This is a genomic window from Streptomyces sp. VTCC 41912, from assembly GCF_045799175.1.
Lineage (GTDB): Bacteria > Actinomycetota > Actinomycetes > Streptomycetales > Streptomycetaceae > Streptomyces > Streptomyces albulus_C.
Genome location: NZ_JBJMAB010000001.1, coordinates 657,497 through 669,495, shown reverse-complemented (window position 1 = coordinate 669,495; position 11,999 = coordinate 657,497). Strand labels below are relative to the sequence as shown.

General features: G+C 73.9%; 12 protein-coding genes. 7 read left to right on the top strand and 5 right to left on the bottom strand.

Annotated features, from left to right (window positions below; all coding sequences use genetic code 11):
* The first annotated feature begins 129 nt into the window (after positions 1-129).
* The 5 genes from ACJ6WD_RS03055 to ACJ6WD_RS03035 all read left to right on the top strand — a co-directional run bounded on the left by ACJ6WD_RS03055 (position 130) and on the right by ACJ6WD_RS03035 (position 5,352).
* Positions 130-1,059: an inositol monophosphatase family protein gene (locus tag ACJ6WD_RS03055; RefSeq protein WP_407615088.1), complete on the top strand. Its 930-nt coding sequence runs from the start codon at positions 130-132 to the stop codon at positions 1,057-1,059.
* A gap of 40 nt (positions 1,060-1,099) precedes the next feature.
* Positions 1,100-2,521 (top strand): NAD(P)/FAD-dependent oxidoreductase, encoded by a 1,422-nt coding sequence (locus ACJ6WD_RS03050; RefSeq protein ID WP_366406813.1) that lies wholly within the window; start codon positions 1,100-1,102, stop codon positions 2,519-2,521.
* An 87-nt stretch (positions 2,522-2,608) separates the two neighbouring features.
* A complete protein-coding gene (locus ACJ6WD_RS03045) occupies positions 2,609-3,139 on the top strand; it encodes an O-acetyl-ADP-ribose deacetylase (protein ID WP_233660634.1) in 531 nt (176 codons plus the stop codon).
* 186 nt (positions 3,140-3,325) lie between these two features.
* Positions 3,326-4,798, top strand: coding sequence for a DNA-3-methyladenine glycosylase 2 family protein (locus ACJ6WD_RS03040; protein ID WP_020929793.1), 1,473 nt, complete (start codon positions 3,326-3,328; stop codon positions 4,796-4,798).
* An 8-nt stretch (positions 4,799-4,806) separates the two neighbouring features.
* Positions 4,807-5,352 (top strand): methylated-DNA--[protein]-cysteine S-methyltransferase, encoded by a 546-nt coding sequence (locus tag ACJ6WD_RS03035; RefSeq protein WP_407615087.1) that lies wholly within the window; start codon positions 4,807-4,809, stop codon positions 5,350-5,352.
* Positions 5,353-5,541: 189 nt separating this feature from the next.
* Here the strand turns inward: ACJ6WD_RS03035 and ACJ6WD_RS03030 are convergent, their stop codons facing one another.
* Positions 5,542-6,201, bottom strand: a complete 660-nt coding sequence (locus tag ACJ6WD_RS03030) for a TetR/AcrR family transcriptional regulator (protein ID WP_233660632.1) — start codon at positions 6,199-6,201, stop codon at positions 5,542-5,544.
* 111 nt (positions 6,202-6,312) lie between these two features.
* Between ACJ6WD_RS03030 and ACJ6WD_RS03025 the strand changes: the two genes are divergently transcribed.
* Positions 6,313-6,948, top strand: a complete 636-nt coding sequence (locus tag ACJ6WD_RS03025; RefSeq protein ID WP_233660631.1) for an NAD(P)-dependent oxidoreductase — start codon at positions 6,313-6,315, stop codon at positions 6,946-6,948.
* Positions 6,949-7,224: 276 nt separating this feature from the next.
* Here ACJ6WD_RS03025 and ACJ6WD_RS03020 read toward each other — a convergent pair whose 3' ends face one another.
* Both ACJ6WD_RS03020 and ACJ6WD_RS03015 read right to left on the bottom strand, forming a co-directional pair.
* Positions 7,225-8,040 carry a nucleotidyltransferase domain-containing protein gene (locus ACJ6WD_RS03020; RefSeq protein WP_407615086.1) on the bottom strand — a complete coding sequence of 272 codons (816 nt, stop codon included), beginning with the start codon at positions 8,038-8,040 and terminating at the stop codon, positions 7,225-7,227.
* Between the two features lie 316 nt (positions 8,041-8,356).
* Positions 8,357-8,854: an NUDIX hydrolase gene (locus ACJ6WD_RS03015; RefSeq protein ID WP_016576713.1), complete on the bottom strand. Its 498-nt coding sequence runs from the start codon at positions 8,852-8,854 to the stop codon at positions 8,357-8,359.
* A 195-nt stretch (positions 8,855-9,049) separates the two neighbouring features.
* Here ACJ6WD_RS03015 and ACJ6WD_RS03010 point away from each other — a divergent pair, with 195 nt between their 5' ends.
* Positions 9,050-10,174, top strand: a complete 1,125-nt coding sequence (locus ACJ6WD_RS03010) for a glycerate kinase (protein ID WP_407615085.1) — start codon at positions 9,050-9,052, stop codon at positions 10,172-10,174.
* A gap of 194 nt (positions 10,175-10,368) precedes the next feature.
* Here the strand turns inward: ACJ6WD_RS03010 and pssA are convergent, their stop codons facing one another.
* Together pssA and ACJ6WD_RS03000 are read right to left on the bottom strand one after the other, a co-directional pair.
* Positions 10,369-11,229 carry a CDP-diacylglycerol--serine O-phosphatidyltransferase gene (pssA, locus tag ACJ6WD_RS03005; RefSeq protein ID WP_016573360.1) on the bottom strand — a complete coding sequence of 287 codons (861 nt, stop codon included), beginning with the start codon at positions 11,227-11,229 and terminating at the stop codon, positions 10,369-10,371.
* Positions 11,216-11,863 (bottom strand): phosphatidylserine decarboxylase, encoded by a 648-nt coding sequence (locus ACJ6WD_RS03000; RefSeq protein WP_016573361.1) that lies wholly within the window; start codon positions 11,861-11,863, stop codon positions 11,216-11,218. Before ACJ6WD_RS03000 ends, pssA begins: the two co-directional genes overlap by 14 nt.
* Positions 11,864-11,999: the final 136 nt, after the last annotated feature.

Below are 11,999 nucleotides of genomic sequence, written 5' to 3'. Positions count from 1 at the left end.
ACGCCGGTGGGTCGGGTGCGGACGGGGCCCTCAGCGGGTCTCCGGCCGCACCCGCCCGTGGCCCGGAGGGCACCGGGAGTTCACCCGGTGTCCGGCTGGAGTGTCAGTGGCTCGTGGTTCGATGGACGCATGATCGAAGCACTGCACACCCGCAATCAGGGAGACACCACGGAGCTCACCGACGCCGTCACCCCCCTCCCCACCGCCACGACGCCCGCCGCGACCGACCCCACCGGCCTGGACCTCTCCGGCCTGGACCTGGCCGCCGTCGAGACCGCCGTCCGACAGGCCGCGGCCGACGAGATCACGCCCCGCTTCCGGCAGCTCGCCGCCGAGGACATCGTCCAGAAGAACGGCCCGCACGACCTCGTCACCATCGCCGACCGCCGCGCCGAGGAACACCTCACCGCCGCCCTCACCGCCCTGCTGCCCGGCTCCCGGGTGGTCGGCGAAGAAGCCGTGCACGCCGACCCCACGGTCCTCGACGCGCTCCACGGCGACGCCCCCGTCTGGATCGTCGACCCGGTCGACGGCACCCGCCAGTTCGTCCACGGCGACCCCGGCTTCGCGACCCTGGTCGCCCTCGCCCACCACGGCGAGGTCCTCGCCTCCTGGACGTACGCCCCGGCCCTCGACCAGATGGCCGTCGCCCGCCGCGGCGCCGGCGCCTGGCTCAACGGCGAGCGGCTGCACGCCGGCCACCCCGCCCCCGGCGCCACCCTCGAAGTCGCCACCTCCCACCCCGACTTCACCACCGACGACCAAAAGCGCGTGCTCGCCGGCCTCGACGCCCCCGGCATCGCCCCCCGCCCCTGCGGCTCCGCGGGCCTGGAGTACCTCCACATAGCCCTCGGCCGGCTCGACGCCACCGCCTTCAGCTGGCAGAACGCCTGGGACCACGCCGCCGGACTCCTCCTCGTCCACGAAGCGGGCGGCGCCAGCGGCACGGTCGCCGGCCAGCCCTTCCGCATCGAAGGCGCCAACGCCCTGCCCTTCACCGCGGCCCGGGACACCCAAACGGCCCGGCGTATCCTCGGACTGCTGGCTGCCGCCAACTGACCCTCACCGACGAGGGTCGGACACGAGGGGAGTGGCGCAGGTGCCGACGATGCTCGATGCCGTCGTGATCGGAGCGGGACCCAACGGCCTGACAGCGGCGGTCGAACTCGCCCGCCGCGGCATGTCCGTAGCGGTCTTCGAAGCCCGCGACACCATCGGCGGCGGAGCCCGCACCGAGGAACTCACCCTGCCGGGCTTCCGCCACGACCCCTGCTCCGCGGTGCACCCACTGGGCGTGGGCTCACCCGCCTTCCGCGCCATGCCCCTGGAACGCTACGGCCTGCAATGGCTCCACCCCGACCTGCCCATGGCGCACCCCTTCCCCGACGGCACCGCCGCCGTCCTCGCGCACTCCGTCGGCGAGACGGCCATGTCCTTCGGCCCCCGCGACGCCGGCACCTACCGCCGACTCGTCGCCCCCTTCACCGGCAAGTGGGACGCCATGGCCCACGACTTCCTGCGCACCCAGTGGCTGGGCCTGCCCCAGGCCCCGGTCACCTACGCCCGCTTCGGCCTGGTCGGCATGCAGCCGGTCACCCTCCTCAACCGCCGCTTCCAGGACGAGAAGGCCCGCGCCCTGCTGGCCGGCCTCGCCGCCCACGCCATCGCCCCGCTCCGCGGCCTCGGCACCAGCGGCCTGGCCCTGATGTTCGCCCTGGCCGCCCACGCCAACGGCTGGCCGGTGCCCCGCGGCGGCTCCCAGGCCATCTCCGACGCCCTCGCCGGACTGCTGCGCGCCCACGGCGGCGCCGTCCACACCGACTTCGAGGTCAAGCGCCTGGACGACCTCCCGCCCGCCCGCGCCTACGTCTTCGACACCTCCCCGACCGCCCTCGCCCGGATCGCCGGCCTCGGCAACGCCTACCGCGACGTCACCTACGGCCCCAGCGTCTTCAAGATCGACTACGCGCTCTCCGGCCCCGCCCCCTGGACCGCCGAGGAAGCCCGGCGCGCCGGCACCGTCCACATCGGCCCCACCAGCGGCGAGATCTCCGCCGCCCTCAACGCCGCCAGCGAAGGCCGCGACCCCTCCGTCCCCTTCCTCATCACCGCCCAACCCAGCCTCATCGACCCCACCCGCGCCCCCGACGGCAACCACACCTTCTGGGCCTACGGCCACGTCCCGAACGGCTGGGAAGGCGACGCCACCGACGTCGTCGAGCGCCAGATCGAGCGCTTCGCCCCCGGTTTCCGAGACCTCGTCCTCGCCCGCGCCGTCGCCGGCCCCCCACAACTCGCCGCCCGCAACGCCAACTACGTCGGCGGCGACACCGCCACCGGCTCCGCCGCCGGCCTCCGCCTCCTCATCCGCCCCAAGCTCACCCGCGTCCCCTACGAGACCGCCCACCCCGCCGTCTTCCTCTGCTCCCAGGCCACCCCACCCGGCCCCGGCGTCCACGGCATGTCCGGCCACTACGCCGCCAAGGCGGTCTGGCGCCGCCTGCGAAGCAGCCACCGCTAGGCCCGCCGCCCTGCCCTTCACCGGCGCGCCCCGACGGGCGACGGACGGAAACGGGGACGGAGCACCGCACCACCTACGCTCAGCACCATGAACACCCGTCTCACCCTCACCCAGGGCGACATCACCGAGCAGGCCGTCGACGCCGTGGTCAACGCCGCCAACTCCTCGCTCCTGGGCGGCGGGGGAGTGGACGGCGCCATCCACCGCCGCGGCGGCCCCGAGATCCTCGCCGAGTGCCGCGCCCTGCGCGCCGGCCGCTACGGCCGCGGCCTGCCCATCGGACAGGCCGTCGCCACCACCGCCGGCCGACTCCCCGCCCGCTGGGTGATCCACACCGTCGGCCCCGTCCACTCCGCCACCGAGGACCGCAGCGACCTCCTGGCCTCCTGCTACGTGCAAGCCCTCCGCACCGCCGCCGCACTCGGCGCCCGCACCCTCGCCTTCCCCGCCATCTCCACCGGCGTCTACCGCTGGCCGATCGCCGACGCCGCCCGCACCGCCGTCGCCACCGTCCGCGCCGCCCTCGCCACCACCCCCGACGCCTTCGACGAGATCCGCTTCGTGGTCTTCGACGACCGCGCCCACGCCGCCTACCAGGCAGCCCTGGCCGAGCACTGACCCACAGCGGCCCGCGTCGGCCCGGAGCGGTCGGCCCACGGCGGCCGGTCCGGAGCCGCCCGAAGACGACCCCGAAGACCACCCGGGCGACACCCCGAGCCGGCAACCGGCGTCCAGGCTGATGAGCCGAGGTCCATGTCGGATTTCCGCCAGCCCATCCCACCCGGCTGAGGAATCCTGGAGGACATGCACACCGACACCGAGCGCTGTCTGCGCGCCGTGCAATCCAAGGACGCCCGCTTCGACGGATGGTTCTACACCGCGGTCCTCACCACCGGCATCTACTGCCGGCCCAGCTGCCCGGTAGTGCCCCCCAAGCCCGAGAACATGCGCTTCTACCCCAGCGCCGCCGCCGCCCAACAAGCCGGCTTCCGCGCCTGCAAACGCTGCCGCCCCGACGCCAGCCCCGGCTCCCCGCAATGGGACGAACGCGCCGACCTCGTCGCCCGCGCCATGCGCCTGATCGGCGACGGAACCGTCGACCGCGAAGGCGTCCCCGGCCTCGCCGCCCGCCTCGGCTACAGCCCCCGCCAGATCGAACGCCAACTACGCGCCGAACTCGGCGCCGGCCCCCTCGCCCTGGCCCGCGCCCAGCGCGCCCAAACCGCCCGACTGCTGATCGAGACCACCGCGCTCCCCATGGCCGAGATCGCCTTCGCCGCCGGATTCGCCAGCATCCGCGCCTTCAACGAGACCGTCCGCGAGGTCTTCGCCCTCTCCCCGACCGAACTCCGCGGCCGCGCCCGCCCCGGCCCCCGCACCGCCGCCCCCGGCACCCTCACCCTGCGGCTCCCCTTCCGCCAGCCGCTCAACCCCGACAACCTCTTCGGACACCTCGCCGCCACCGCCGTCCCCGGCGTCGAGGAGTGGCGCGACGGCGCCTACCGCCGCACCCTCGACCTCCCCTACGGACACGGCATCGTCGCGCTCGCGCCCCGCCCCGACCACATCGACTGCCGCCTCGCCCTCACCGACCTCCGCGACCTGGCCGGCGCCATCGCCCGCTGCCGCCGACTGCTCGACCTCGACGCCGATCCCGAAGCCGTCGACGGACTCCTGCGCACCGACCCGCAACTCGCCCCCCTGGTCGACAAGGCCCCCGGCCGCCGAGTACCGCGCACCACCGACCCCGACGAGTTCGCGGTCCGCGCCGTCCTCGGACAGCAGGTCTCCACCGCCGCCGCCCGCACCCACGCCGGCCGCCTGGTCCGCGCCCACGGCGAACCCGTCGACGACCCCGCCGGCGGCCTCACCCACCTCTTCCCGACCCCCGCCGCGCTCGCCGGACTCGATCCGGAAACCCTCGCCATGCCCCGCACCCGCCGCGCCACCCTCACCGGCGTCGTCGCCGCCCTCACCGACGGCACCCTCCACCTCGACGTCGGCAGCGACCGGGACGAGGCCCGCGCCCGCCTCGCCGAACTCCCCGGCATCGGCCCCTGGACCGTCGAATGCATCGCCATGCGCGCCCTCGGCGACCCCGACGCCTTCACCCCCACCGACCTCGGCCTGCGCCGCGCCGCCGCCGGCCTCGGCATGCCCGCCACCCCCGCCGCCCTGATCCGGCACTCCGCCCGCTGGCGCCCCTGGCGCGCCTACGCCGTCCAGTACCTCTGGGCGACCGACGACCACCCCATCAACCACCTCCCGGCGAAGTGAGCCCCACCATGCCCGCACCCAGCACGGCCCCCACCGGCCCCGTCACCCACACCGTCCTCGACGACACCCCCGTGGGCCCGCTCACCCTCGTCGCCGACGCCGCCGCCCTCACCGGCCTCTACATGACCGACCAACGCCACCGCCCGCCCCAGGAGAACTTCGGCCCCCCGGCCGACCCCACCGAACCGCCCTTCGCCCGGACCATCACCCAACTCCGCGCCTACTTCCGGGGCGAACTGACCACCTTCGACCTGCCGCTCGCACTGCACGGCACCCCGTTCCAACGCCGCGTCTGGGCCGCCCTGTGCACCATCCCGTACGGCGAGACCCTCTCCTACGGGCAGCTCGCCGAACGGCTCGGCAACCCGGCCGCCTCCCGCGCCGTCGGTCTGGCCAACGGCCGCAACCCGGTCGGCATCATCGTCCCCTGCCACCGCGTCGTCGGCGCCAACGGCAGCCTCACCGGCTACGGCGGCGGCCTCGACCGCAAGCGCCGCCTGCTCACCTTCGAACGCGCCGCCGACGGCCTCTTTCCCGCGGAGACGTGCGTCTGAGCCACGACCGCACCACCCCGGACGGCGCCCCGGCCACCACCGGGCCGCCCCGCCCTCCCGGCGGCCCGGGAAAACCGTAGAACTCCCCGCACTCCCCGCACTCCCCGAGCTTCTGGGCCCTCGGGCACGCCCGCGCCCTCCCGGGTACTCAGGCCCCCGTGCGGCCCCTGCCGTCCCCGCGCCCGACCCTCACGCGTCGTCCGACGGTGCGAGCCCTCCCAGCAGCGCCCGCACCGTCTCCGCCGCGAACTCCGCCTCGCCCGCCGGACGCAGCGCACCGGCCGGTGCCTCCCCGTCGAAGAACAGGTCGAGGAACGCCCGGTGGAAGCAGGCCCCGATCAGCAGGTTGGCCGCCGCGTGCGGATCGACCGCCGACGAGACCCGCCCCAGCTCCTGCTCCGCGGCCAGGTACGCCGCCACCTGCCGGCTCGCGTTGTGCGGCCCGACGGAACCCAGCTCGTCGAGCTTGCGCCGGTGCGTCGCCAGCAGCTCGGGACTGGCGAACAGTGAGGCCGCGATCGGGAACGACCGCCGGTAGAAGCGCACGGCGGCCAGCGTCACCGCCGTGAGGTGCCCGGCCGGGCCGCGTTCGTCCCCCGCCAGGTCCGGCAGCTCCGCCAGGGCGTCCGCGAGCTGCGGCACCCGCTCGCGCAGCACCTGCACGAAGATCTCCTCCTTGCTCCGGAAGTGCTTGTACAGGGCCGCCTCGGAGCATCCCGCCTGCTTCGCGAGCTGTTTGGTCGTGGTGTGCGCCAGTCCGACGCTCGTCATCAGCAGGGCGGCGGCGTCGAGGATGCGGGAGCGCGTCAGAGCGCCTCCGGACAGCGGGGCGGCGGCTTCGGGGCTCATGGGGCGACTCTACATTGACAGGTGAGTAAGCACTCACTCACACTGGTGGGTGAGTGCTTACTCACCCTCGTGTGCCTTCGGGGGTGCCCAGGACAGAACACCGGAGGAGCCATGAGAATCACCGTCGTCGGGGCCTCGGGCGGCATCGGCCGGCACCTCGTCAGCCAGGCACTGGCCGACGGGCACGAGGTGACCGCCGCACTGCGCAGCCCGGAAAAGCTGACCGAGCGCCACCCACGCCTGACGGTCGTCCGCGTCGACGCCCTCGACGCGACCTCCGTCAAGCCCGCGGTCGAGGGCGCCGACGCGGTCCTCTCCGGCATCGGACAGTTGGGCCGGCACGATCCGCTGCGGCCCGCCTCCACGTCGGCCCGCGCGGTCACCGAAGCCATGGCGGCGACCGGCGTGCGCCGCCTCCTCGTCGTCAGCGCCGGCCCGCTCAACCGCACCGGCACCGGCCAACCGTTCCTCAGCCACCGCGTCTTCAGCCCCTTGCTCTGGGCGATCCTCAAGGAGCTCTACACCGACCTGGAACGCATGGAGGCCGTACTCCGCGGCACCGACCTCGACTGGACCGTCGTACGCCCGCCCCGCCTGCTCGACAAGCCGGGCACCGGCCGCTACCGCCACGCCGTCGAAGCCGGCCCGGCCGGCAGCTCCGTCCCCCGCGCAGATGTCGCCCGCGCCATGCTCGACCTCGTCCCCGACGCCACCACGTACGGACGTGCGGTGGGGGTCAGCAGCTGACCTGCGGTCTGTTGCGGCCTGCTGCCGGGCCCCGCCTCACCCTTGGGCCCCGCCCCCCGCCCCCCGCCCCCACCCCTCCCCGTCGCCCCACTCACGAACGCCGTCACAGAAGTCGCCACCTCTGGCCGGCTCCGCCCCCTCTCGGCCGTACCCCCTCCGCGCCCCTCAAGGGTTGCCCCGTCCCGTCGACGCCCCCACCTGCCTTGTTCCCCCTGCCGGTTCGCCCCTACGCCGTCACCCCTCACCCTCACCCCTCACCCGTGACGCCTCACGCCCTCACCCCTCTGCCGTGACCACCTCCCGGACCTCGTCCACCAGGCGTTCGGCCAAGGCGAGGGAGTGGTGCAACTGGGCTCTGGTGCGGCCGAGTTCGCCGAGGACGGTGTTGGCGCGGGTGGCGAAGCCCGGTGGGGTGTGGGGCAGGGCGGCGGTGGCGGCCAGGGAGCCCTTCTCGTTGAGGCACCAGACGCGGTGGTGGGCGTGCAGGGCCTGGACGAGGGCTCCCACGGCCCGGGAGAGGCACAGGGAGGCGTGCAGGACGTCGGTGCCGGCGGACGACTTGGCCGCCATCGCCACCGAGAAGCCCGCGTCCCAGACGGCGGCACCGGTCACTGCCTCGCGCAGGGGGTCCGGGTACGTCCGGGTCTCGTCCTTGAGGGCACTCAGCTCCCCGGTGTCGTCCACCAGGACCTGGCCGAGGGCGACTTCGCCCGGATAGGCGGGGGACCAGAAGCCGAGCGGATGCCCGGCCTGTATGCCGGTTTCGAAGCGGCCGGCGCGACAGTCCTCCCACACCTGTCGCACCCGGTCGACGTCCCGGAGGATCCAGTCCACGTGGCTGCCGTCGGGGAGCACCAGCCACGCTCCGCCGTTCACCCAGGGGCCCCAGGCGCCCGGTGGGTGGATTTCGACGGGGCTGCCGGTCACGTCGGCGGCCAGTGCCTCCAGGGCCGGGAGGTCGGGGGTCCCCCGGTAGTAGATCCCCAGATCCCAGTCGGAATCGGGGCGGTTGGTTCCTCGTGCGCGGCTGCCCCCGAGCATGACTCCGATGACGCCCGGCACCCGCGCGATGCGTGCCGCGATTTCTTTCATGGGAATGAGGCTAGGCGGTGGGTGGGTGGCAGGAATCGGCCCACGGTTCTCACACTGGGGTATGAGGCGTTCGGCGAGGGGGCGTGCTCCGATGGTGCGAGCCGTGCTCTTGGGCCCGTTGGGCGTCCCGGCATTTCGCGGGGCGCGGCTTCCGGGCGGGCGTTGCCGTGCGCTGGCACGGGAGTTCGTCCGAATGTCGGAGGCGACGCCGTCCGGGCGAGTCGGACAGGGGCCCGTGGGTGCAGCGGCGCCCCGCCGTGGTCGCCGGCGCACGGCGCTCGCACGCCACCGGCGGAGCGTCCCGCGTGCGCAGAGGTCAGGCCGGTGGCCGGCCGTCCTCCAGTTCCAGGGGGCCGTGGCCGTGTTCCAGGGCGTCCAGGGCGCCGCGGATCCGCAGTCGCAGGTCGTCGGCGAGGAGCGGCGCCGCCTCGTCCCAGTGCAGCAGGCGCCAGGACAGCAGTTCCTCCTGCTGCAACCGGATGGCGGCGAACTGGTCCGCGTCCAGCACTCCGCCGTCGAAGACGTAGCACACCAGGGGTGGCCGGGCCGTGCTGCGGACCCAGTCGACGGCGAGCAGCCGGCCGAGTTCCACGTCGAGGCCGATCTCCTCGACGGTTTCGCGACGGGCGGCCTGGCGCGGCGACTCTCCGGTGTCCGACTCGATGGTGCCGCCGGGCAGGAGCCAGGTGTCGCGGTAGTTGGGCTCCACGAGCAGGAGGCGGCCTTCCGCGTCGCGGAAGAGTGCTGCCGCGCCCGCGAGGACGCGGGGGAGGCCGGCGATGTAGGTGGCGTAGTCGTCGTCCGTGGTCGTCACGGCGGCGAGCCTAGGGGGTGATCGGCCTGGAGGCGAAGCGAGGGCCAGAGGTGGGAGGGGGTGCGGACGCGCGGGTGATCTTGGTCCGCTCTGTTCGCCGGGGCGCCGGGCGGATAAGGTCTCAACGGCGCGACTGCCAGTTCGAAAGCAAGGGGAAACACGGTGGCGGACGCAGCAAGGACAAACACAGCACACGTGCTGATCGCCGCGGACAAGTTCAAGGGCTCGCTCACGGCCGTCGAGGTCGCCGAGCACGTCACGGCCGGGCTGCGGCGCGTGGTCCCCGAGCTGGACGTGGCGGCGGTGCCGGTCGCGGACGGCGGCGACGGGACGACCGCGGCGGCCCTCGCGGCCGGTTTCACCCGGCACGAGGCGCGGGTCACCGGGCCCACCGGCGAGCCGGTGACGGCCACCTTCGCGCTGCGCGAGGACGGTACGGCGGTGGTGGAGATGGCCGAGGCATCCGGTCTCCAGCACCTCCCGAAGGGCGTCTTCGCGCCGCTCACGGCCACCACGTACGGCACCGGTGAGCTGCTGCTCGCCGCGCTGGACGCGGGGGCGACCTCGATCGTCTTCGGGGTGGGCGGCAGCGCCACGACGGACGGCGGCGCGGGCATGCTGTCGGCGCTGGGCGCCCGGTTCCTGGACGCCGACGGGGCGCCGGTCGGTCCGGGCGGCGGCGGGCTGCGCGAGCTCGCCACGGCCGACCTGTCGGGGCTCGACCCGCGGCTGGCCCGCACGGAGATCGTGCTCGCCAGTGACGTCGACAATCCGCTGACCGGCCCCAAGGGCGCGCCGGCGGTCTACGGTCCCCAGAAGGGCGCGAGCCCGGAGGACGTCGCTGTCCTGGACGGCGCGCTGGCGCACTTCGCCGAGGTGCTGGAGCGCGTCGTCGGTTCCAAGGCCGCCGAGCACGCGCTGGCGCCCGGTGCCGGTGCCGCGGGCGGCATCGGCTACGGCGCGCTGGTCGGGCTGGACGCCGCGTTCCGGCCGGGCATCGACGTGATGCTGGACGTGCTGGGCTTCGCGCCGGCACTGGCCCGGGCCACGTTCGTGATCACCGGTGAGGGGTCGCTGGACGAGCAGACCCTGCACGGCAAGGCGCCGGCCGGGGTCGCCGCGGCGGCGCGCGCGGCGGGCATCGACGTGGTCGCGGTCTGCGGGCGGCTCCAGCTGTCCCAGGAGGCGCTGTCCGGGGCCGGCATCCAGCGCGCCTACGCCCTGACGGACCTGGAGTCGGACCCGGCGCGCTCGATGGCCGAGGCGGGTCCGCTGCTGGAGCGGTCCGCGGAGCTGCTGGCGCGGGACTTCCTGGTCTGAGCCGGCTCCCGCGGCGGGCCTCGTCAGCCACCGACGAGGCCCGGTGCCGGGGCCGGACGGGGCCCCGCCCCGTAGGGCAGGCCCCACCTGCCGCGCGCCACACGAACGGCGCCCCACGCGAAGAGGCCCCGAGCGGAACGTTCCGCTCGGGGCCTCTTCGCGTCCTCGGTGGGTGCCGCCGGGGCGGCCCGCCGTCAGGGCTGGTGCGCGGCGTGCGATTCGGCGCGCGACTCGCGGCGGTTGTCGCGGAAGGTGTTGACCCTCCGGGCCGTCGCGAAGACCGGGATCATGGCGCCCAGAACGATCTGCAGGGAGCAGCCGGTCTGCAGGAGCAGCTGACCGCCGGGGGCGTCCAGGGCCCAGGCGGCGAGCATGCCCATGCTGAGCACGATCCAGCTGAGCATGGCGACCGCGAGGCGGCCGCGCGGCTTGGGGTACTCGACCCGGCTCACCATCAGCCAGGCCACCCCGATGATCGCCAGCAGGGTCGGCAGGAACGGCAGCTCCAGCAGGACGATGGCGACGACGGTCAGGGCGCCGAACGGGCTCGGCATCCCCTGGAAGATGCCGTCACGGATCGTGACGCAGGAGAAGCGGGCGAGGCGCAGCACGACCGCCAGGAGGACGACGACCGCCGCGACGACCGACACCTTCTGGTGCGCGTCCTGGGCGACCATGCCCCAGGTCACGACGAAGTAGGCGGGCGCCAACCCGAAGCTGATCAGGTCCGAGAGGTTGTCGAGTTCGGCCCCCATCGCCGAGGCCCGCAGCTTGCGCGCCACCAGCCCGTCGAAGAGGTCGAAGATCGATGCCAGGAGCATCAGGATCACGGCCATCGCCGCGCTGTGCCGCGCCATCCCGCCGTCCTCGGTGCCCGTCAGGTGCGGGATGAGGACGCCGGTGGTGGTGAAGTACACGGCCATGAAGCCGCAGATGGCGTTGCCGAGTGTGAGGGTGTCCGCTATCGACAACCGCGTCGACAGCGGCATGTCATCGTCGTCCCCGTCGTTCTCCGGCGCCCAGCCCGCCTGGGTCTCGGGATCAATCACGGTCAAGGCGAGTCACCCCCGCGGTCGTGGTCTGGCCGACCTCGACGGCCGGCTCGACGCCCTCCGGAAGGTAGACGTCCACCCGCGAGCCGAAGCGGATCAGGCCGATGCGCTCGCCCTGCTCGACCTTGGTGCCCTGCGGCACGTAAGGCACGATGCGGCGGGCGACCGCGCCGGCGATCTGCACCATCTCGATGTCACCGAGCTCGGTGTCGAAGTGCCAGACGACCCGCTCGTTGTTCTCGCTCTCCTTGTTGAACGCGGGAACGAATCCGCCGGGGATGTGCTCCACGGACGTCACCGTGCCGGCCAGCGGCGCACGGTTGACGTGGACGTTCAGCGGGCTCATGAAGATCGCGACGCGGGTGCGCCCGTCCTTCCACGGCATGATGCTCTGCACCACGCCGTCGGCCGGAGAGATGACGCGCCCCTGCGCGATCTCTCGCTCCGGGTCGCGGAAGAACCACAGCATGCCCGCCGCGAGTGCGGTGGTGGGCACGGCGACGGCGGCCCAGCGTCCCGAGCGACGGGAACGGGCCAGGCTGACCGCTGCCGTTGCCACGGTCGGGAGGAGCCACGGCGATGCTCCGCGCGCGAGGCGGACGCGACCGCGTTGTGCAGAGGATTGGCTGTGGGGCATGGATGACCTTCGTAGCGGAGGATGCCGCGTATGGATACGGGGGACGGCGGCTTTCCTGGGATGCTATCGGTTGCGAGCGGCAACTGGCCAAGAGCCAGAGCCAATCCGTGGCCGAAGAACGATGACACGGTGTGAT

Excerpts from the sequence above, each read along its gene's own strand:
- ACJ6WD_RS03055 (WP_407615088.1), top strand. The coding sequence starts at position 130 with ATGATCGAAGCACTGCACACCCGCAATCAGGGAGACACCACGGAGCTC.
- ACJ6WD_RS03045 (WP_233660634.1), top strand. The coding sequence starts at position 2,609 with ATGAACACCCGTCTCACCCTCACCCAGGGCGACATCACCGAGCAGGCC.
- ACJ6WD_RS03040 (WP_020929793.1), top strand. The coding sequence starts at position 3,326 with ATGCACACCGACACCGAGCGCTGTCTGCGCGCCGTGCAATCCAAGGAC.
- ACJ6WD_RS03035 (WP_407615087.1), top strand. The coding sequence starts at position 4,807 with ATGCCCGCACCCAGCACGGCCCCCACCGGCCCCGTCACCCACACCGTC.
- ACJ6WD_RS03030 (WP_233660632.1), bottom strand. The coding sequence starts at position 6,201 with ATGAGCCCCGAAGCCGCCGCCCCGCTGTCCGGAGGCGCTCTGACGCGC.
- ACJ6WD_RS03025 (WP_233660631.1), top strand. The coding sequence starts at position 6,313 with ATGAGAATCACCGTCGTCGGGGCCTCGGGCGGCATCGGCCGGCACCTC.
- ACJ6WD_RS03020 (WP_407615086.1), bottom strand. The coding sequence starts at position 8,040 with ATGAAAGAAATCGCGGCACGCATCGCGCGGGTGCCGGGCGTCATCGGA.
- ACJ6WD_RS03000 (WP_016573361.1), bottom strand. The coding sequence starts at position 11,863 with ATGCCCCACAGCCAATCCTCTGCACAACGCGGTCGCGTCCGCCTCGCG.